This is a genomic window from Mucilaginibacter antarcticus (assembly GCF_042686155.1).
Taxonomy (GTDB): domain Bacteria; phylum Bacteroidota; class Bacteroidia; order Sphingobacteriales; family Sphingobacteriaceae; genus Mucilaginibacter; species Mucilaginibacter antarcticus.
The window spans coordinates 95,121-115,063 of sequence record NZ_JBHUON010000002.1 but is presented as its reverse complement, the minus strand read 5'-3'; the positions used below and the strand labels follow the sequence as shown (position 1 = coordinate 115,063).

Annotated in this window: 19 protein-coding genes; 9 read left to right on the top strand and 10 right to left on the bottom strand. The window is 41.7% G+C overall.

Translation table 11 applies throughout. From position 1 onward, the window contains the following. Positions 1–172 precede the first annotated feature (172 nt). Together gcvT and ACFSYC_RS02400 are read left to right on the top strand one after the other, a co-directional pair. On the top strand, positions 173–1,249 hold the full coding sequence (gene gcvT / locus ACFSYC_RS02405; protein WP_377123138.1) for a glycine cleavage system aminomethyltransferase GcvT: 1,077 nt from the start codon (positions 173–175) through the stop codon (positions 1,247–1,249). A 1-nt stretch (position 1,250) separates the two neighbouring features. Then, positions 1,251–1,967 (top strand): 2-phosphosulfolactate phosphatase, encoded by a 717-nt coding sequence (locus ACFSYC_RS02400; protein ID WP_377123136.1) that lies wholly within the window; start codon positions 1,251–1,253, stop codon positions 1,965–1,967. Between the two features lie 4 nt (positions 1,968–1,971). On the opposite strand, the gene ACFSYC_RS02395 is transcribed toward ACFSYC_RS02400, so the two are convergent. Genes ACFSYC_RS02395 through ACFSYC_RS02385 form a run of 3 tightly spaced genes read right to left on the bottom strand, consistent with a single transcriptional unit; the run spans position 1,972 to position 4,358 of the window. Then, complete coding sequence (locus ACFSYC_RS02395) at positions 1,972–2,298, bottom strand: nucleotide pyrophosphohydrolase (RefSeq protein WP_377123134.1); 327 nt, start codon at positions 2,296–2,298, stop codon at positions 1,972–1,974. Position 2,299: 1 nt separating this feature from the next. Then, positions 2,300–2,758, bottom strand: coding sequence for a D-aminoacyl-tRNA deacylase (gene dtd, locus ACFSYC_RS02390; RefSeq protein WP_377123132.1), 459 nt, complete (start codon positions 2,756–2,758; stop codon positions 2,300–2,302). Positions 2,759–2,801: 43 nt separating this feature from the next. Continuing rightward, positions 2,802–4,358 (bottom strand): glycoside hydrolase family 10 protein, encoded by a 1,557-nt coding sequence (locus ACFSYC_RS02385; protein WP_377123130.1) that lies wholly within the window; start codon positions 4,356–4,358, stop codon positions 2,802–2,804. A 275-nt stretch (positions 4,359–4,633) separates the two neighbouring features. Between ACFSYC_RS02385 and ACFSYC_RS02380 the strand changes: the two genes are divergently transcribed. From ACFSYC_RS02380 to ACFSYC_RS02365, 4 genes are all read left to right on the top strand, one after another. After that, on the top strand, positions 4,634–5,545 hold the full coding sequence (locus ACFSYC_RS02380) for a hypothetical protein (RefSeq protein WP_377123128.1): 912 nt from the start codon (positions 4,634–4,636) through the stop codon (positions 5,543–5,545). A 145-nt stretch (positions 5,546–5,690) separates the two neighbouring features. After that, positions 5,691–6,779 carry an Mrp/NBP35 family ATP-binding protein gene (locus ACFSYC_RS02375; RefSeq protein ID WP_377123126.1) on the top strand — a complete coding sequence of 363 codons (1,089 nt, stop codon included), beginning with the start codon at positions 5,691–5,693 and terminating at the stop codon, positions 6,777–6,779. Between the two features lie 26 nt (positions 6,780–6,805). Next, the gene (locus ACFSYC_RS02370; protein ID WP_377123124.1) at positions 6,806–7,084 is read left to right on the top strand and encodes a NifU family protein; all 279 of its coding nucleotides are present in this window, start codon (positions 6,806–6,808) and stop codon (positions 7,082–7,084) included. A 111-nt stretch (positions 7,085–7,195) separates the two neighbouring features. Continuing rightward, positions 7,196–7,822, top strand: coding sequence for a hypothetical protein (locus tag ACFSYC_RS02365; protein ID WP_377123122.1), 627 nt, complete (start codon positions 7,196–7,198; stop codon positions 7,820–7,822). A 2-nt stretch (positions 7,823–7,824) separates the two neighbouring features. Here ACFSYC_RS02365 and def read toward each other — a convergent pair whose 3' ends face one another. Continuing rightward, positions 7,825–8,397 carry a peptide deformylase gene (gene def, locus ACFSYC_RS02360; protein WP_377123120.1) on the bottom strand — a complete coding sequence of 191 codons (573 nt, stop codon included), beginning with the start codon at positions 8,395–8,397 and terminating at the stop codon, positions 7,825–7,827. A gap of 17 nt (positions 8,398–8,414) precedes the next feature. After that, positions 8,415–9,644, bottom strand: a complete 1,230-nt coding sequence (locus ACFSYC_RS02355) for a M16 family metallopeptidase (RefSeq protein WP_377123118.1) — start codon at positions 9,642–9,644, stop codon at positions 8,415–8,417. A gap of 184 nt (positions 9,645–9,828) precedes the next feature. Between ACFSYC_RS02355 and hpt the strand changes: the two genes are divergently transcribed. Beyond that, on the top strand, positions 9,829–10,371 hold the full coding sequence (gene hpt, locus ACFSYC_RS02350) for a hypoxanthine phosphoribosyltransferase (RefSeq protein WP_377123116.1): 543 nt from the start codon (positions 9,829–9,831) through the stop codon (positions 10,369–10,371). On the opposite strand, the gene ACFSYC_RS02345 is transcribed toward hpt, so the two are convergent. From ACFSYC_RS02345 to thiL, 3 genes are all read right to left on the bottom strand, one after another. Then, positions 10,368–11,225 carry a hypothetical protein gene (locus ACFSYC_RS02345; protein ID WP_377123114.1) on the bottom strand — a complete coding sequence of 286 codons (858 nt, stop codon included), beginning with the start codon at positions 11,223–11,225 and terminating at the stop codon, positions 10,368–10,370. The two genes, hpt and ACFSYC_RS02345, sit on opposite strands and share 4 nt — an antisense overlap. A 342-nt stretch (positions 11,226–11,567) precedes the next feature. Continuing rightward, complete coding sequence (locus tag ACFSYC_RS02340; RefSeq protein WP_377123112.1) at positions 11,568–12,359, bottom strand: hypothetical protein; 792 nt, start codon at positions 12,357–12,359, stop codon at positions 11,568–11,570. Positions 12,360–12,483: 124 nt separating this feature from the next. Then, complete coding sequence (gene thiL, locus ACFSYC_RS02335; RefSeq protein ID WP_377123110.1) at positions 12,484–13,554, bottom strand: thiamine-phosphate kinase; 1,071 nt, start codon at positions 13,552–13,554, stop codon at positions 12,484–12,486. Between the two features lie 207 nt (positions 13,555–13,761). On the opposite strand from thiL, the gene ACFSYC_RS02330 reads away from it, so the two are divergent. After that, on the top strand, positions 13,762–15,216 hold the full coding sequence (locus ACFSYC_RS02330) for a DNA/RNA non-specific endonuclease (RefSeq protein WP_377123108.1): 1,455 nt from the start codon (positions 13,762–13,764) through the stop codon (positions 15,214–15,216). 125 nt (positions 15,217–15,341) lie between these two features. Here ACFSYC_RS02330 and nadA read toward each other — a convergent pair whose 3' ends face one another. Then, positions 15,342–16,334, bottom strand: a complete 993-nt coding sequence (gene nadA / locus ACFSYC_RS02325) for a quinolinate synthase NadA (protein WP_377123106.1) — start codon at positions 16,332–16,334, stop codon at positions 15,342–15,344. 408 nt (positions 16,335–16,742) lie between these two features. Between nadA and nadB the strand changes: the two genes are divergently transcribed. Continuing rightward, positions 16,743–18,335, top strand: coding sequence for an L-aspartate oxidase (gene nadB, locus ACFSYC_RS02320; protein ID WP_377123104.1), 1,593 nt, complete (start codon positions 16,743–16,745; stop codon positions 18,333–18,335). Between the two features lie 170 nt (positions 18,336–18,505). On the opposite strand, the gene ACFSYC_RS02315 is transcribed toward nadB, so the two are convergent. Next, the gene (locus ACFSYC_RS02315; RefSeq protein ID WP_377123102.1) at positions 18,506–19,903 is read right to left on the bottom strand and encodes a S41 family peptidase; all 1,398 of its coding nucleotides are present in this window, start codon (positions 19,901–19,903) and stop codon (positions 18,506–18,508) included. Positions 19,904–19,943 lie beyond the last annotated feature (40 nt).

Below are 19,943 nucleotides of genomic sequence, written 5' to 3'. Positions count from 1 at the left end.
TTACAAACAGCTGTTGTTCACATAGTTAATTCAAAATCTTGTTTCAGTTGTTTCATTTGTTTCACACACGCGTGAAACAAACGGCGGTTATGCTGCAGGCTTGAAAATCCTTCTTTAAACGCATACAATCCTTCCCTCTTTTTACTAACTTTACGCCAAATATAATTCTGTGATGAAGAATACAGCCCTTACTCAAACCCATATTGACCTTGGTGCCAAGATGGTGCCATTTGCCGGTTACCATATGCCCGTGCAATATGCAGGCATTAACGCCGAACATGATACAGTGCGCAAAAGCGTAGGCGTGTTTGACGTAAGCCACATGGGCGAGTTTATTTTGAAAGGCGAAAAGGCGCTTGACCTGATACAGCGTGTTACCAGCAACGACGCTTCAAAACTATATGATGGCAAAGTGCAATACTCATGCCTGCCAAATCAAACCGGCGGTATTGTTGACGATTTGCTGGTGTATCGCATAGACGATAAAACCTATATGCTGGTGGTTAATGCATCAAACATTGAGAAAGATTGGAACTGGATAAGCCAGTTCAATACTGAGGGTGTGGATATGAAGGACATATCAGACCGCACTTCGCTACTAGCCGTTCAGGGCCCTAAAGCTGCCGAAGCACTACAAGGCCTCACCGATATCGATCTGGCATCGATGGAATATTACACGTTTAAAAAAGGCAAGTTTGCCGGCATAGACAATGTGGTAGTATCTGCAACCGGGTACACCGGGGCCGGTGGTTTTGAGCTATACGTTGAAAACGACAACGCCCAGGCCATTTGGGACGCAGTATTCAAAGCCGGCGAGCCATTTGGCATTAAGCCTATTGGTTTAGGCGCGCGCGATACACTGCGTCTGGAAATGGGGTTCTGCTTATACGGTAATGACATAGACGATACCACCTCGCCATTAGAAGCCGGCTTGGGCTGGGTTACCAAGTTTAGCAAGGAGTTTACCAACTCGGCTGCCCTGCAAGCAGAAAAGACTGCAGGTGTTACTAAAAAACTGGTAGGCATTGAAATGATAGATCGCGGCATCCCGCGGCACGACTATGAGATTGTTGATGCCGACGGCAATAACATTGGTAAAGTTACATCGGGCACGCAGTCACCGTCATTGCAAAAAGCCATTGGTATGGGTTACGTAAATACCGAGCTGGCCAAAGAAGGTACCGAGATCTATATCAAGATCCGCGATAATAAGGTTAAGGCCAAAATTGTTAAACCTCCATTTAAATAACATGGGCGCACGTTTAGAAGTTTGCTTAACACCGGCACTTATTCCGCTCTATAAGGTCGAAGATTATATCGTTGTTATCATAGATGTATTCAGAGCTACTACCTCCATCAGCTACGGTATCGAGAATGGCGCTGAAGCCATCATCCCAGTGTCACAGATAGAAGAGTGTAGCGCATACCTTGAAAAAGGATTTGACTACCTACTTGCTGCCGAACGTAATGGCGCGGTGGTTGAGGGGTTTGATTTCGGCAATTCGCCATTTTCATACACCAAAGAGAAAGTAGCCGGTAAAACCATTGTACTGACCACGACTAACGGCACCCACGCCCTGCATTTGTCCCGCAACGCGAAAAAGATAATAGCCGGCGCATTTATAAATTTAACTGCTGTATGCAATTGGTTGAAACAACAAAACGAGAACACATTGCTGGTTTGCTCGGGGTGGAAAAACAACTTTAATCTGGAAGACACCCTTTTTGCTGGTGCGGTTGTGGATCAATTGAAAGGCCATGGATTTGTGGTTGATGACCCGGCCATAGCCGCCAACGACCTGTTCCAATTAGCTAAAGGCGACCTTAACCAATACCTTAAAAAAACATCGCACAGCGACCGCTTAAAGGCCTTAGGTATTGAAGCTGATATTGAGTTTTGCTTAAAGGTAGATCTAACTACCGCTATCCCGGTTTTGGATGGTGATAAGTTGGTGAGGCTACGGTAAAGATTTACCTCAGCTTTTCATTGTTTTTATGCCTATCCGCATCACGGATACTCTTCTTTTCCATGTTTTTCTCTAGGGCTTCGGTAAGGTTTATACCTGTTTGGTTGGCCAGGCATATCAGCACAAATAACACATCGGCCATTTCATCGGCCAGGTTAACTTCGGTGTCTGATTTTTTGAAAGATTGTTCTCCGTATTGGCGAGCCATAATTCGGGCTACTTCGCCAACCTCTTCCATTAAAATGGCCGTATTGGTTAATTCGTTAAAATAACGAACGCCACTGGTTTTTATCCACTTATCTACCAGTTGTTGCGCTTCTTCAAGGGTCATCTTAGTGGTTGTCTTTGTCTTTAGTATCCATGATAATGGTGACGGGTCCGTCATTAACCAGGCTTATTTTCATATCGGCACCAAATATGCCGGTAGCTGTTTTATTGCCCGTAATAGTATCCAACGTTTTTATCATCTGCTCGTACAATGGGATAGCCTTGTCGGGGCGTGCCGCCCTGATAAATGATGGACGATTACCCTTTTTTGTTTGGGCGAACAGCGTAAACTGCGATACCAGCAATATCCTGCCTTCTACATCGGCTAGTGCCTTATTCATCAGGCCGTTATCATCGCCAAAAACACGAAGCGAGGCTATCTTTTGAGCTAACCATTGCAGATCCTCTTCGGTGTCTGCGTCTTCAATACCAAGCAACACCAAAAAGCCAAGCGCAATTTCGCCGGTAATGTTGCCGTCAACCGTACAGTTTGCCTGGGTTACTCTTTGTACTACTGCTCTCATTTTTGAATCAGCGTGAAAACCGAACGCAAGATAAGAAAAGTCTTTACTGCACCGTTACCGCAATAGCGGGCGATCTGTCGCTTTCGTTTTTCGTTCTGTCTATAGCCGTAATTACATACAAATAGGTCTTCCCGGGTTGCGCCGTAGCATCAATAAAAATTGGCGTGGGTTCGTATTGTATATGCAGGATATTGTCGGGTTGGGCAGTATTTATTTTATCAGCGCTGTTAAAGCGGTAAATCACGTAACCGTATACCGGCTCTTTATCACGGGCAAGTAGGGGCGAGTCCCACTTTAGCTGCACCTTGGTGGTATTTGGCAAACGGGTTACCAATAGGTTTTGCGGCGCATTTGGGGGTACAGAATCAAGCCACAACATTGGCGGCGGCAGCGCCGGGTACTTATAATACGTTTGGCGCAATGAATCTGTAAAACCCAGCTTATTGTCTGTTAGCGATTGCGAACTAAAAAAGACGCTACCCTGCGCTCTCGGATTTTCCCGGATCAGTTTGATCTGATCAGGCAATTCGCCGGCTCGCTTGAATGCGGCTAAAACACGCTCATTAATACGGTAAGCCGCCTGGCCTATATATAAATGGCGATTGTTCGTGTTCTCACTCCACCAGCTCAACAAGTTTTCAAATGCCGCCAAGCGATAGCCCATATTCCAATAGATCTGCGGGTTGATATAATCCAGCCAGCCTTCCTTTATCCACTTGCGGGAATCAGCGTAGAGACCATAATAAGAATCGCCTCCACGGGTATCAGAGCCTTCGGGATTTTGCGATTTATTTGCCCAGATACCAAACGGGCTAATACCGAATTTTATCCGAGGCTTGTGTGTATGCACGCTGTCGCTGATCATCTTTATCAGCTTGTTAACGTTGTCGCGGCGCCAGTCGCGTATATCGGAAAACTCGCCTCCGTATTGTTCATATGCTTCGGCGTCGTTAATCTTTTGTCCGGCTACGGCGTATGGATAAAAGTAATCATCCATGTGTATGCCGTCTACATCGTAGTTATCCACCACATCTAAAATAACCTGTACTATATAGTCGCGCACCTCTGGCAGGCCCGGATTAAATGTTTTTAAACCCCCATAGGTAAAAAACCACTCGGGGTGTACCTTGGTGATATGATCTTTGCTTAGCGCCGAATATTTATTATCAGTAGTAGCTCGGTAAGGATTAAACCAGGCATGCAGTTCAATACCCCGTTTATGGGCCTCGGCTATGGCAAACTCTAGCGGGTCATAAAAAGGTACAGGCACTTGTCCTTGTTTACCCATCAGCCATTTAGACCATGGCTCGCGGCTTTTGCCATAAAACGCGTCTGCAGCAGGCCGTACCTGAAACATTATAGCGTTAAGGTTAGTATGCTGGTGCTGATCTAATATACTTAACAGCTTTTGTTTCTGCTGATCTACAGTCGATTGCGGCGATGGCCAGTCTATATTAGCTACCGTAGCTACCCAAACGCCCCTAAACTCGCGCTTAGGGTCCGCCTGATACTTTGGTATCGTGGTGCTGTCTGTTTGTGCTTTGGCCCGGCCAGCAATGGCTGCGATTGATATAAGTATGAGTGCGCGTAATTGATGCATTTATAGGCTTGATTTTAAAGCTGCAAAGATATAAACTCCTTTACACCCGGGTTTATTATGGCAAATATTTATTGCGTTTTATTCAATTTGTGGCTACTTTTATCAAATCCTAACTAATTTATTTGAGTTTTTTTTAGGAAACATTATCATAAAATTTGCATTATTACGTATAGTTATCAATAAACCATAATTACCGCAGGCTTCATTCGCCCCCTCGTTTGAAAAAAAGAGCGTTTTGCTTGTAATTGTTTTTAATTAAAAATCTGATACATCTTATGGAGAACCAACCAGCACAAGAGCCAAAAAAAAATTCGAATGTTATTTACTTTCTAATTGTTGTAATTGTCGCATTATTAGGCACCGATGTGTATTTGTACCTGAAAAAGAACAACTCTGACGAAAAAATTGTGTATCAAAATGATGAACGTACACGCTTACAAACCGAACTTGATAGCCTAGAAGCGCAAATAGAACAGGTAAATACCAGCAAAGTGCGCATGTCGTCTGAACTGCAGGGCAAAAACGACTCGTTGAGAGCCAAAATAAAAACACTAAGAAGCGATTTGGCCAAAGGCAAACTAACCGTAGAAGAGCTTGAAAAAGCACAGGAAGATGTTAAGCAATTACGCTACTTTGTTACCAAGTATACTGCGGATATTGAAGAACTGCGAAAAGAGAACATCAACCTGACTACCGAAAGAGACACTTTAAAAACTAACCTAACTACCGTTAGCGCTAAGGCGTCTGATCTTGAAAAACAAAATCAAGATCTTAACACCAAAGTACAGGTAGCATCAGCGCTTAAAGTTGGCGAGGCCAGCGTGGTAGGCTATAAAGTTAAAAGCAATGGTAAAGAGAGCGACGAGACCAAAGCTAAAAACATCAACAAGCTAAAAATTAACTTTACGGTTGCAAGTAATGCCGTAGCCACAAAAGGCTCACATGATATCTTTATCCGCATTATTGATCCGGTAGGTAACCTGATAACCACTAACGATAGCGGAACTTTAAATGCTGATGGCCAGGAACTACAATACACTTACAAAACATCTATCGACTATAAAGATGACGGCGCTGCTTACGTGGTTGATTGGTTGTATAATCAGCCCTTTCAAAAAGGCACCTACACTGTCGTTTTATATGCCGACGGGTATACTATGGGCCGTACCGGAGTTTTACTAAAATAACAGTACATAGATCTTAAACAAAAGAGCAGCCCAACGGGTTGCTCTTTTTGTTTAAAGCGTCGCGATAGAGTCTCTTCAAAAAGTCATTACGATGACACTACCTTACTGTGGTTTTGTTAATTTTGTTTGCTGAATTACGCGCTATATGATCATCACTAAAGAACAAGTACTGCAAGCCCTGGGCAATGTTGAAGAACCCGATCTGAAAAAAGACCTGGTTACTTTAAACATGATACAAGATATCGTGATCGACGGCAACCGTCTTAGTTTTTCGGTGGTGTTAACTACGCCCGCCTGCCCGCTTAAAGCCCTTATTGAAAATGCCTGCCGCAATGCCATAGGCCATTTTATAAGTAAGGATATTGAGGTGACCGTTAACATGACATCGCGCGTTACTACGCAGAAAAATACCGGCGTGCCCGGCGTTAAAAACATCATCGCGGTAGCATCGGGCAAAGGTGGCGTTGGTAAAAGTACCGTTGCGGTTAATCTTGCCCTTGGTTTGGCTAAAAGTGGCGCCAAGGTGGGTTTAATAGATGCCGACATCTACGGCCCCAGCATTCCTATCATGTTCGGCTTAGAGGGCGCAAGGCCGCAGGCTAGCCAGGTAAATGGCAAAACACGCATTGAGCCTATTGAAAAATATGGCATCAAGCTGCTATCAATAGGATTCTTTACAGATCCTAACCAACCCGTGCCGTGGCGCGGGCCGATGGTATCAACAGCCGTTAAACAGTTATTTAATGATGCCGATTGGGGCGAACTGGATTACCTGGTGGTTGATTTGCCTCCCGGTACCGGCGATATTCACATCACTATCACACAAAGCTTCCCGGTAACGGGCGCTGTTATTGTCACTACGCCACAAGCTGTTGCTTTAGCAGATGCTAAAAAAGGTATAGGTATGTTTTTAATGGAGAGTATCAACGTGCCGCTGTTGGGCATTGTTGAAAACATGGCCTACTTTACGCCGGCCGAACTACCCGAAAACAAGTATTACATATTTGGCCAGGGTGGTGGCAAAAAATTAGCAGAGCAACTAGAGGTTCCGTTTTTAGGCGAGATACCGTTGATAAAGGGGATAAGCGACAGCGGCGACGCTGGCAAGCCCATTGTATTAAACGAGGAACACCCGGTAATGATAAATGCTTTTACAGAGATGGCAAACCGCGTAGCGCAGCAGATATCCATTAACAACGCAATGGTTTTATCTGCAGATACAATAAATAATTAATAACTTTACTTAATAAAAAAGTAAGAATGAGTTTATTAGAAAGGGTTGAGGCAGCATTAGACAGCATCCGTCCGTATTTGGAAACAGATGGTGGTAATGTAGCGGTTGAGGAAATTACGCCGGAAGGAGTAGTGCGCCTAAGACTGCTTGGATCATGCGGATCATGCCCGATGAGTATTATGACGCTTAAAGCCGGGATTGAAGGTGCTATCAAAAAATCGGTGCCAGAAATTACTGCCGTTGAAGCCATTAATTTAACAGATATAGACGACCCGAACGCAGTATTGCCCGAAAACATGCGTTAATATGTTAAGTATTGTTAAAATGCCCCAAGCATATTAGCAATACTGTTAGTTTTGAAACTAAAACCCAAGTTCGCCCGTTCATAATACTAAACTATACGGGTTATTACCACCATGAAGTATCTTTTAGTCATATTACTTTTTATGATGACCGCAACGGCGCACGGACAAATATCCGATAAAACGTTGGTGCAGGTGAGTGGCGTGACTTATAACTCAGACTCTGTAAGGCAAGTAGTGCCATATGTAAACATTACCAATTTACGTACCGGCCGGCAGGTTTACATTTCTAACTATTTAGGCTACTTCTCTTTCACCGCGCATGAGCAGGATAGCCTTCGGTTTACCAGCGTGGGTTATAATCCTGCTACTTTGGTTGTACCATCGGGGGTTAATAATCAAAGCATGGTTATTAGTGTAAAGCTACAAGCGCAGATCATTAACCTACCTATGGTCAGAATTTTCCCGTGGGCGACAGTTGATGAGTTTAGAAAAAGCTTTTTGGCCCTTAAAATACCCGATGACGATTTGGAAACAGCCAAGAAAAACTTGAGTATGGAATCTATTCAAGCCATGCGGGCATCAATGCCTCGTACCGGCCGGGAGGGCTTCAGTATTCAGGATTTTCATAATAGTATAGTTAATTCACACTCCATTACTAATCCCCTACTAAACCCTTTCGCCTGGGGTAGTTTAGTAAGAGACATCGCCGCGGGCGATAAAGCCAATTCTGGTAAGTAAATTTAGCGTCCTTTTTTTGCTGACGGAAACTTCATTTTATATTCTACGCTTACCATTCCTTTTGATATATCGTTTAGTCTTTTCTCTAAAAGGCGCTTGCGCAGCGGGCTTAGCTTATCAGTAAATAGTTTCCCTTCAATATGATCGTACTCGTGCTGTATAACGCGGGCTGCAAGTCCGCTAAAGGTTTCTTCGTGATGCTTCCAGTTCTCATCGTAATAAGATAATTTTACTGTTGACAGGCGGGTAACATCTTCTCTTATATCAGGTATGCTCAGGCAACCTTCGTTAAAGCTCCACTCTTTACCACTCTCTTCTAATATACATGCGTTAATAAAAACCTTTTTAAAGTCTTTAAGTTCGGGTTCATCATCATCAAAAGGTGTCGCGTCAACAACAAACAGACGCATAGAAAGCCCTACCTGCGGGGCGGCTAAACCAACTCCTTTTGCGGCATACATGGTTTCAAACAGATTGTCGCACAGTTGTTGTATGTGTGGATATTCAGCAGGCTCAATGGGGGCAGCTTTTTTTCTCAGAACCGGGTCACCGTAGGCAACAATAGCTAGTTTCATAGTGCAAAATTACTGCTTTATTGCTTAGGCTCAAATAGCAGGGTAATCATTTTACTTTCATCAAATATTTCGTTGCTTATGTCAAGCAGCTGGCTGGCGGTTACGTTGTTTATCTTATCAAACAGCTGTGGCAGCGTATCTACGTAATTAAAATCTATCAGGCTTTTAGCCATAGATATGATCAGGCTCATGCGGTTCTCTTCGGCCAGGGCTATCTGGCCTATAAATTTTTGCTTGGCCTGGTGCAGCTGTAAAGTGCCCAGTTGATTATCGCGCAGCTTCTTCAGTTCTTTGTGAACAAGCTTTGCGGCCTTTTCAGATTTTTCGGCATCTGTGCCAAAATAGATAGAAAATATGCCGGTATCAGTAAACGCGGTGTAGTTTGATTCGATTGTATAAGCAATGCCGTACTTCTCACGTATCTCCAGGTTAAGGCGGTTGCTCATGCCCATGCCCCCCAGTATATTATTAAGCAACAATAAGCCTGTTTTATCTTTATGCGATGACGAGTACGCCTCGCCACCCATTACACAATGCGTTTGCGAGATCTGTTTTTGGCTGACATGCTTTCCGTACACATTTACAATTGGCGTTACACGTTTCTTTTCTGTGTAATTAGCGGCAATATGGCCGAAATATTTATCGCCGAGTTTACTTACCTTTTTAAAATCGTAGTCGCCAATAACTGCGAAGATCATTTGGTTAGTATTATAATTTGTGGCGATAAACTGCTGCATATCATCGCGCGTAAGTGTGTTTACCGATTCGGTAGTACCTAATATGTTTTTTCCTATGGGATGATCTTTGTACAGCAGTTCTTCGAAGTCATCCTGTATAGCTTCTTCGGGTTGGTCAAGGTACGATGCTATCTCGTCCTGAATTACGCCGCGCTCTTTTTCCAGCTCATCCTCTGGGAAGGTAGAGTGAAACACGATATCTTCAAAAAGATCGATAGCGCGCTCTAAATAAGGGTTTAAAAACGACGCGTGGATGCAGGTATACTCCTTGGTGGTATAAGCGTTTAAATCGGCGCCTATAACCTCCAACCGGTTCAAAATTTGGTTGGTACCGCGACGCTCTGTCTCCTTAAATAAAAGGTGTTCTATAAAATGGGCCAGGCCTTCCTGCTGCGGTAATTCATCGCGCGACCCGGCATTAACTAGCAGGCAGCAATGTGTAATAGCCGACGGCGCATGCTTATACATGATACGAATGCCGTTGGTTAAGGTGTGTAACTGATATTCCATTTTACTAAATCGTAAAGATACTGATTTGCAAACAAACAGCCCCCGGTAACAAAAGCATGATTGAGAAAAATTAGTTAGCCCATACGGTTATCCGTATTTTCATTCTTGCTGCCAATTTGCTTTTGGGCGCTTGTTTATTACATTTGATCAACTGATTTCATTATCTAAACAGATTGCTGACACAATGAACGTTAAAATAGCCGACCTGGAATTTGAACCGCTGCTTAGCGCCGAAGTTATACAGACCCGCGTTAAAGAAATAGCGGCCAAAATCAATACTGATTATAAGGACAAAACGCCCATTTTTGTAGGTGTCCTTAACGGCTGCTTTATGTTTATGGCCGACTTGGTTAAAAACATTACGGTCCCCTGCGAGACGGCATTTACTAAGCTTTCATCATACCATGGCAGCACTACCAGCACCCGCCATATACAAAATGACCTTGACCTGCTGATTGACATATCAAACCGTCACATCATTTTGGTGGAAGATATTGTTGATACGGGCAATACGCTGGACTATTTAGTTGCTTTACTACAAAGCCGCGGCCCTGCGTCCATTACCGTGTGCGCCTTACTGCTAAAACCTGACGCTGTTGAGTTCAGCATTGAAGAGTTAAAGCATGTGGGTTTCCAGATTGCTAATGAGTTTGTGGTTGGCTATGGGTTAGACTATATGGAGCTTGGTAGAAACTTAAATGGTATTTATAAAAGGGTAAGTGCCTAATTAGCAGTTATAGTAACTCTTGTTTCGCGCCGTACGGTGCTTTTGAAGTTTGCTTTGCCCTTGTCTGATTTTACCTCAAACGCTATTTGAAGCTGGCTGCCTAAGTATTGCGGAAATGAATTCGCGGTGTCAAAAACTATTTTCCAAACACCAACTCCTTTACCGGTTATTTTAATGGTCCGACCTTTATATTCGGCATCACTATTTATATCAAATGCGCCTGAAGTTTGAAATGTCGCCAGGTTATCTTTAATACCTGTTACTTTGTAAGTAACATTTACAAAAAGCTCTTTTTTTATTCCCTGGTTGGTTAGTTCAAGTGTGTAGGCCGGCAATTTTACGGTAAAGGTATCGTTAACCATTAATTGCTTATTTGGGAAGTTTGTCGCGGTTGGCAACGCACCTACCATTGACTTTACCAAGCTATTAATTTCCGCATCGGTTTCGGTAGTATCGGCATTTACCGTACCATTTGCATCTATTGTTCCGTTTATGGTTTTGCCGGCCAACAGATCAGGTTGCGATGGTGCCTCCTGGTTATTTACCACCGTTCGGGCTGATACAACGGCTCTCGACATAGCAATAGCGAAGCCTTTGTCTGCCGACGCTTCTGCTGTTTTCAGATCAGTATTGTCTTCTGTGACATTGTTCATTTCCACGTTTTCATCGCCACTGCCGCCGGTAGCTTTTGCCACTGAATCTGAGTGCATGGTCACCTGCATTAACACCCCTATTTTGTTATTAATGCTATAGGTGTGTTTAGGCAAATATGCCTGCTTCAAAACCGGTAAGTGTTGAGCGTGGGTGGATATTGCCAAAGCTGCTAAAACAGCGAGGGTAGATAGTTTTTTCATGGCTGATAGGGTTATAGTTGACTAACCTAATATCAACAAATAAACCACAATAAAAAAGAGGGTTTTAGCTCCGAAATTAATTAGCTCTTACTACATCCTCTGATTCATGCCTAACAGCAGTTTTAATGTCGGCTCTACTCGTTTCTGATTTTCCCTCGAAGCAATATTTACTTCAGTAAGTTTGTAAGTTACGCACATCGAAAAATCTTTGGTGATACTCAAGTTATTCAGATTTAACGTTTAAAATGGTACGGTACTTTTAAAAGTATCGTGAAGCTTTAGTTGCCGGTGAGGAAAATCAATAGCCCTAGCATACCGCCCACTATTGATTTAATTCAGCTTTTAATTTGAATCTACAGTGTTAATAATTTTAACCTTAGGCATCAGGCCAGAGTTTTGTGTACCCGGCATCGCATCGTTGTAAGTCAGATCTAACTCACTTCTAATTTTTCTTATTTGACTGGCATTTAAATCAAATACGATTATACCCGATCCTGCTGCCGTTACAGTAATTCCTCCTAAGCTTGAATTTGCGACCATTGTAGTATTAAATTGAGCTAACCCCCCTTTTATACTTACCAGCTTGTATGTGGTTATTATTGCAAGTGTTGATGTATCACTGGGTATTTGTTGCTTATGCGTTCTTACAAACGATTCGCCTACTTTTATTTCATTATCAGGAAACTGTATATTGCCTTGATAACTGCTTAATTCTTTGAATACGTCGCGACTGGCCTTTTCGACATCTATCGCCCCAGGTATGGTCTCTATTGATATCAGACCAATTTGACTAACCGTGCCTATAATAAGCCGATTATTTAAATAACCCGGCTTATTGTAGGTTGGCTCGCCATTAAACCTAGCATTCTTATAAGTAAATTTTATGGTAACTGGATATTTGTTAGAAGCACCGGCGCGACCTGTTTGCACCGTATCAACAGATGTACTGCTCACACACATTTTGTCACCATATTTACCGTAGATCACAAACTCTTCTGTAAGCGTAGCCGTGTAAACGGTATTGGGTAAAAATTTTATCTTAAATGTGGCGGCGTTTTGTGCCTTTACTGTTATAGCAAATAGGGCTACGGCACCCGCAAGCACCATTTGTTTTATATAAAATTTAGGTGTCATATATATATTAGTGGACTTTACTTACAAAAAGTTACAAGCTTATTTAATATTAATATCAAGCTATAGCGCCCCGATAAACGAAAAAGTAGCCCTTGGCCCCTGCAATTTAAAAAAAAGAATACTATTATTCAGGCTGTTTAACCGTATCACTTTCATTGGTGGGGAACGCATTCCAGCCCTGTGCTTTTAACGGATGTATATTGCCCGATTTAGTAACTAGATTACAGCCTGAGGCCGGCTCAGTGATATGGCCTATAATGGTAACATCCATTTTAAACTTTATCTTTTCGTAATCGGATTGTTTAATGGTGAACAGCAATTCGTAATCCTCGCCGCCACTTAGGGCGCAAACAGTAGGGTCAAGGCCAAACTCACGCGCTGTTTCAAAAGTCATCGGATCAAGCGGGATTTTTTCCTCGTATATGCTACACCCTTTCTGGCTTTGCTTGCAAATGTGCATAATCTCTGAAGCCAAACCGTCAGATACATCTATCATTGCCGTAGGCTTAATATCAATCTCTTTAAGCAAATCTATAATATCTCTGCGGGCTTCAGGTTTTAACTGGCGCTCTACTATGTAATCTTTACCCTCCAGGTCAGGCTGAATGTTTGGGTTTTCCAAGTAAACCATTTTCTCGCGCTCCAACAATTGCAGCCCAACGTAAGCTCCTCCCAAATCGCCAGAGACGCAGATCAAGTCGCCCTCTTGTGCCCCATCACGATAAACCACATCTTCAGCATTTGCATAACCTATAGACGTTACACTTAATACCAAACCCTGCTTAGATGCAGAGGTATCGCCACCCACTAAATCAACCCCATATTTTTCGCAGGCTATATAAATGCCTTCGTATAATTCTTCTACCGCTTCTATCGGGAATTTGCTTGACATGCCCAGTGATACAGTTACCTGTGTTGCGGTACCATTCATGGCGTAAATGTCGCTTAAGTTTACCTGCACTGCTTTGTAGCCCAAATGCTTTAAAGGTGTATAAGCCAAATCAAAGTGGATACCCTCCAACAGCATATCTGTCGAAACCAACATCCTTTTACCCTCAAAATCAAGCACCGCGGCATCATCCCCTACACCTTTAATAGTACTTTTTTGCACCAAGGCTATATTTTTTGTCAGGTGATGGATAAGGCCAAATTCGCCCAGGGCATCTATATTGGTTTTCTCTTTATTGTCGAACATATACTATGATTTCACTTATTTTTAATGCGGTTTCCTTATTCTGACAAAAATACTAAAGCTTTATTCAAAACACGTCACTTATCGTAATCTACTTTGAGCATGATATAGGTCATAAAATACAAGATACTTTCACTATTTTAATCAGAGTAAAAAAAATTAATACTCAATTAACATTTGAACCGATATTTACTAAAAAAATATTATCCTATGAAATTTAGAAAATTACTTATTTCGATTGGCTTCTTGGGTTTAGTTGTTATGGCTGGTTGTAAAAAAAATGATTCGGCTACACCAAACCCGGGCAGCGCTGTGCCTCCCGGCAATACCGGCACACCTATTACAGTAGCTAACCCCTACACCATTACCGAAAACTTTGAAGCCGGCACTAAGGGTAGCTATGCAGCCGCAGATATTATACTTTACACAGGTTCATGGAATTTTAACGACGCTTTAATAGGCAACCTTGCAGCTGATGTTAAAAGCGGCGCCAAAAGTGTGCGTTTACGCGGTGGCGATATCCACATGAATTTTGATATTAATGGCTTAAATAAGATTATTATTAAACACGCCAAATATGGTACGGACGCAGCATCAACCTGGCAGCTTTCCATGTCCAGCGATGGTGGAGCAACTTATACCAACGTGGGCTCGGCCATTAATGAAACATCAACTACTTTGGTTACCGACTCATTTACAATTACTACAACTACTAAAGTAAGGTTCAAAATTGCTAAAACTGGTACAACCCGTATTAATATTGATGACATTACTTTTAAAGGTATTGGCGATGCCGGCGTTACCGTAGGTGTGCCAGATACGCAGGGACCTGACACCACCAGTACATCAAACCCGGCTGGTAACAGAGGTGTAACAATAGGCAGCGATGCCCCACCAACTGTGGGCGATAACAGCAATATATTATTTGGAAACCCATCAGGCGCTCAGGCTTCAATGGTATTTAATACCAATTACCTTATTGATGCCGGTTATTATATAGAATCGTACAGTAACGTTAGGGGTACGCCCAACTGGGTAAGCTGGCACTTAGACGCCACTAACACCACCAATGCCACAGGCAGACAAGATAATTTTGCAGGTTATGCCGGTTTAGACCCAAGTTGGTACACTGTCCAAAGCAACAGCTACCAGGGTTCAGGTTTTGACAGGGGCCACAACTGCCCATCAGCAGACAGGACAAGCTCGGTTAATGCAAACTCCGCAACTTTTTTAATGACTAATATGATACCACAGGCCCCAAACAATAATCAAAAAGCCTGGGCTGACCTGGAAGGTTATTTGCGCCAGCAAGTAGTTGCGGGTAACGAGGTTTATATCATTATGGGTAGCTATGGTGTAGGTGGTGTAGGCTCGGCAAGTGCAACATCTATAACTAATATAAATGGTGGCAAAATTGCTGTACCAAGTAACGTGTGGAAAGTAGCTGTAATTATTCCAACAGGTAATGGAGATGTTGGCCGGGTCACTAATTTAACCCGCGTAATTGCGGTAAACACGCCAAATATAAACAGCATAGGCGCCGACTGGAAAAACTACATTGTGAGCGTGCGGGATATTGAAACCGCAACCGGCTACAATTTACTTTCTGCATTGCCAAAAAATGTCCAAGATGCCGTCGAAACTAAGAGAGATGCGGGTAATTAGCCCATAAAGTAACAAAAAAAGGAAACCCGGGGTATTACTACTGCGGGTTTCCTTTTTTAAATTAACCGGACCTTGGCTACCCGATGTAACAATCGGTAAAATCCTAAATATTAGGTATAACTATTCTACAAACCCAATCTCGCAGATAATTCTAACATTCTTTCAATGGGTATTACGGCCTTGGCAATTATATCAGCTGGTACATCAATCTCCGGGAGTTCGTTTTTAAGACACAAATAAAGCTTCTCCAGCGTATTTCTTTTCATATGAGGGCAATCATTACAGGCGCAATTATTGTTTGGTGGCGCCGGTATAAATACCTTCCCCGGGTTATCCTTCTCCATCTGATGTATAATACCAGGCTCAGTGGCTACAATAAACTCAGTAGCCGGGCTGCTGGTAGCATATTTTAATATCCCGGTTGTTGACCCTATATAGTCAGCAGTTTCTAAAATTACATCCTCGCATTCAGGATGTGCCAATATTTTAGCGTTAGGATAGCGCTCTTTTAGTTTGGTAATTTTTTCTCTAGAAAAAATTTCATGCACCATGCAGGCACCATTCCACAATACAAGGTCGCGGCCTGTTTTTTTGGCAACATAGGCACCCAGGTTTTTATCAGGCCCGAAGATTATCTTTTGATCGGCAGGTAAACTTTCAACAATTTGTATGGCATTGCTTGATGTGCAAACAATATCGCTTAAAGCTTTAAGTTCTGCAGTACAATTTACATAAGTAATCACCAGGTGATCAGGGTATTGCTCTTTGAATTTTTTAAACAGGTGCGGCGGGCAACTGTCAGCTAAAGAGCATCCGGCCTTTGCATCGGGCAATAATACCTTTTTTGTTGGCGATAGGATCTTTGCTGTTTCGGCCATGAAGTGTACACCGGCAAAAACAATAATGTCGGCGTCGGTTTTTGCAGCCTGTTGCGATAGGCCAAGGCTGTCGCCAATATAATCTGCAATATCCTGTATGTCGCCGTCCTGATAGTAGTGAGCAAGTATGACTGCATTTTTTTCTTTTTTAAGTTTTTCAATTTCTGCAAAAAGGTCAAGCGTTGGGTCAATATATTCCTCGGCATAGCCTTTCAGTTTTATTTCTTCGAATATATCCATTTCAACATTTCAAGTAATAACAATTATTTTAATTTATATAAAAATACTATTGTTATTAAGGTGTTAGTTATGTGTAAAAGTTGGTAGATGATTATAGTATAATATTGTTTTTAACTACTTATTAACAGCTTATTCATAGTTTTTATTTTTCATTATACTGATTATGAGATTGGTTTGATAATCAACTTTTATTTTACAAACTTATTTGTTAATATTTTATTGATGTTTGTAATGTTAGTTACAATGTTAATGCGACTCAAAAGTCGCTCATAAATAGTTACCATTATCCATAAATAACAAGGTTATCCACTATTTAATTATTTGTTAGCTATTTGCAGACACAAAATTAACATCTTTAAACCCTATTGTTAACATACTTTATAATTTTACACATCTAATAGATAAGCAATGTCCAAAAAAGTGGATTTCCTGGTTGTAGGTTCAGGCATAGCCGGATTGAGTTTTGCACTAAAAGCCGCAAAGCATGGTAAGGTACTGATAGTTACAAAATCAAACGAAGATGAATCGAACACTAAATATGCCCAAGGTGGTGTTGCGGTAGTTGTTGATAAAAAGGAAGATTCTTTTGAAAAACACATTAATGACACTCTAATTGCAGGTGACGGACTATGTGAAGAGGAAGTTGTGGAAATTGTTGTTAAAGAAGGCCCGGACCGTATTAACGAAATTATTGACTACGGAACCAGTTTTGACATGACCAATGACGGTGTTTACGACTTGGCAAAAGAGGGTGGACATTCTGAATTTAGGGTACTGCATTATAAGGATATTACCGGGTTTGAAATTGAACGCTCTTTATTAGAGCAGATACATAAAAACCCTAATATTGAAATACTGACCCATTATTTCGCAGTAGATATAATCACCCAACATCATTTAGGCGAGTTTGTAGATAAGTCGACAACTGATATTACCTGCTACGGTATTTATGCTTTGAATACGGAGACTAATGAGGTAGAAAAATTTCTTTCAAAAGTTACCGTAATGGCATCAGGTGGTGCGGGGCACATTTATTCGGTTACTACCAATCCAACTATTGCTACCGGCGATGGTGTAGCGATGGTTTACCGCGCTAAAGGGAAAGTAAGGAACATGGAGTTCATTCAATTTCATCCAACCGCTTTATATAATCCCGGAGATTATCCATCTTTCCTTATATCTGAAGCTGTACGTGGTTTTGGTGGCATTTTAAGACGCACTAACGGCGAAGAGTTTATGCAGGAGTATGATGAACGTAAATCGTTGGCTCCGCGTGATATTGTTGCCCGTGCTATAGATGCCGAAACAAAAAAATCCGGAGAGGATTACGTCTATCTGGATATACGTCACCGCAGTAAAAAGGACTTATTAACCCATTTTCCTAATATCTATGCTAAATGTTTAGAAATTGGGATAGATATGACTAAGGATATGATACCCGTATCGCCGGCCTGTCATTATATGTGTGGCGGTGTATTGGTTGATCATTATGGGCAATCTTCTATTCAGCAATTATATGCCTGTGGTGAGTGTTCGTCAACCGGCTTGCATGGTGCTAACAGGTTAGCATCTAACTCCCTATTGGAAGCGCTGGTTTTTGCGCATCGTATTTATACCAACGCCATAGAAAAATTTGAAGGCATAGCTATACCTGACAATATTCCCGACTGGGATGAACAAGGCGTAAAAATGTCAAATGAAGATATCCTTGTAATGCATAATATTCGTGAAATGCAGAAGCTGATGAATGATTACGTAGGCATTGTACGTTCTGATTTTAGGTTAGAGCGTGCTATGCGTCGACTGCGGTTACTGTATGAAGAAACAGAATCATTCTACAAGCAAACTAAGCTATCTGTAAAGCTTTGCGAGTTGCGTAATTTGATCCAGGTATCCTACATTGTTGTAAAATCTGCCATGATACGTAAAGAGAGTAGAGGATTGCATTACACAACTGATTATCCGGAGCATCAGGAAGTTTTGGAGGATACAGTGTTTTAAAGCAACTTTGGTATGGAAAGGAAAAAATAGTTATATCAAGCGATGTAGCACAAAGGGAGGGGGTGGGTATCCAGGTTTTAAAGATAAGGTGCTAATACTTTAGATGATAGGGAGTCTATATTGATGTATTTATAAAAAGAATTCCTTGGGATTTTATTGGATTCTAAACATTATTTATTGCTGATATCCTTCATCACCCACTCCATCTCCAAATCCTTTTTAGCTAAATAATCTTCAATTGTATAAGTAATAGGCACATCAGGCATTATGCCATGGCCGGTATTGTCGGTTATGTCGCCGAAGGTAAAGGGTAATATGCCATAGGTTAATGTCATTTTACTCTCGGGTAGTATTTCGCTTTTCATTTCGCCGGCTGTCCAGATATTGCGGCTACCGCCAGTTTCTTCGCCAACTATGGTCACAGCTCGGTGCTTCTTTAAATTGGCTGTCAGTAAACTACTTGCAGAGAATGTTCCACCATCAGTTAATACATACAATTCACCCCCAAAGCCATCGGGTTGCCCTAATACCTGGTTATAATAGCTAGATTGTTTGTACCATTTTATCTGTTGGTCGCGTAGTTTGTTTAAGCCCGGTATTAGGTAGTTTTTTATAAGTTCATCCGGTCTGTTAAAAAAGTATGCTGGTTTGGTAGTTAAATAACTAAAAAGGCTTGAAGCCCAACCAATGCGCCCCCCGGTATTACCGCGCAGGTCAAGCACCAAGATTTTAGAATTTGATTTTTTAAAGGTTTTAAATATATCATCAAAACCTTTAAAGCTGGTATCCAGCATAAATGTCCGCACCTTTAAAAACGCTATGCTGCTATCAGGCCTTAAAAATTTATAGGTAACAGGCTTGGTGTTATTTATCCTTAATTCAACGTTGCTTTTTTCCTGGGGCATTAACTTAACTTTCCTAATAAGGTTGTTGCTTTTAAGCTCAATAGGCATGGTGTCTTTTGCGCCCCAGATAAACCCATAATATTGGCTAAAATCATTATTGTTTATCATCACCTTTTTAAAAGTGGTGTTGTAGCCGTCAGAGGCGAGGGTCCTCATTATGGTGTCAATAATGGCAGCTACGGGTTTATTCTCGATGCTTAAAATTTCGTCCCCGGTTTTTATGCTGGTGTCGTCGCCATTATTCTGTTTTACATAAAGTCTGTTATTTACAAGAATATAGTCGAGTGTTTTAAGCCCACTTTGTTTTTTCGGCCTTTGCAGGTAATCCATATCAGAAGGGCTAAATTTTGAATATTCGAAGGTGGATGAAAGGTGCCCATCCCCGATGGTACTTAAAACCGTCATTAGCCTGGCATTAAACTTTAGGCTTATCATTGGACTGGTAATAGCTTTCTTCAGGCTATCAAATTTATGATCAAGTGCTTTTTTGCTGATAAATTTATAGATGTTGATATGTTCTTTCTCTAGTTTCCGGCGGGCAAAATCTATATCCTTTCTTAACTCTTTGGGGTCGTGAAGCTTTTTGGAGATCTCATCAACATACTGAGCCTGGGTTTGGCTCACAGCAAACATTAATAATAATGCGGATAGGATATATTTCATTGATAGGTTATAGCGCTATAATATGCACAATTTACAGCAC

Coding starts and splice junctions, on each gene's coding strand:
- ACFSYC_RS02380 (WP_377123128.1), top strand. CDS start 4,634: ATGGAGAACCAACCAGCACAAGAGCCAAAAAAAAATTCGAATGTTATT.
- ACFSYC_RS02385 (WP_377123130.1), bottom strand. CDS start 4,358: ATGCATCAATTACGCGCACTCATACTTATATCAATCGCAGCCATTGCT.
- dtd (WP_377123132.1), bottom strand. CDS start 2,758: ATGAGAGCAGTAGTACAAAGAGTAACCCAGGCAAACTGTACGGTTGAC.
- ACFSYC_RS02365 (WP_377123122.1), top strand. CDS start 7,196: ATGAAGTATCTTTTAGTCATATTACTTTTTATGATGACCGCAACGGCG.
- nadA (WP_377123106.1), bottom strand. CDS start 16,334: ATGGATATATTCGAAGAAATAAAACTGAAAGGCTATGCCGAGGAATAT.
- ACFSYC_RS02355 (WP_377123118.1), bottom strand. CDS start 9,644: ATGGAATATCAGTTACACACCTTAACCAACGGCATTCGTATCATGTAT.
- nadB (WP_377123104.1), top strand. CDS start 16,743: ATGTCCAAAAAAGTGGATTTCCTGGTTGTAGGTTCAGGCATAGCCGGA.
- ACFSYC_RS02370 (WP_377123124.1), top strand. CDS start 6,806: ATGAGTTTATTAGAAAGGGTTGAGGCAGCATTAGACAGCATCCGTCCG.
- hpt (WP_377123116.1), top strand. CDS start 9,829: ATGAACGTTAAAATAGCCGACCTGGAATTTGAACCGCTGCTTAGCGCC.
- ACFSYC_RS02330 (WP_377123108.1), top strand. CDS start 13,762: ATGAAATTTAGAAAATTACTTATTTCGATTGGCTTCTTGGGTTTAGTT.
- ACFSYC_RS02375 (WP_377123126.1), top strand. CDS start 5,691: ATGATCATCACTAAAGAACAAGTACTGCAAGCCCTGGGCAATGTTGAA.
- gcvT (WP_377123138.1), top strand. CDS start 173: ATGAAGAATACAGCCCTTACTCAAACCCATATTGACCTTGGTGCCAAG.
- ACFSYC_RS02340 (WP_377123112.1), bottom strand. CDS start 12,359: ATGACACCTAAATTTTATATAAAACAAATGGTGCTTGCGGGTGCCGTA.
- ACFSYC_RS02400 (WP_377123136.1), top strand. CDS start 1,251: ATGGGCGCACGTTTAGAAGTTTGCTTAACACCGGCACTTATTCCGCTC.
- ACFSYC_RS02395 (WP_377123134.1), bottom strand. CDS start 2,298: ATGACCCTTGAAGAAGCGCAACAACTGGTAGATAAGTGGATAAAAACC.
- ACFSYC_RS02315 (WP_377123102.1), bottom strand. CDS start 19,903: ATGAAATATATCCTATCCGCATTATTATTAATGTTTGCTGTGAGCCAA.
- def (WP_377123120.1), bottom strand. CDS start 8,397: ATGAAACTAGCTATTGTTGCCTACGGTGACCCGGTTCTGAGAAAAAAA.
- ACFSYC_RS02345 (WP_377123114.1), bottom strand. CDS start 11,225: ATGAAAAAACTATCTACCCTCGCTGTTTTAGCAGCTTTGGCAATATCC.
- thiL (WP_377123110.1), bottom strand. CDS start 13,554: ATGTTCGACAATAAAGAGAAAACCAATATAGATGCCCTGGGCGAATTT.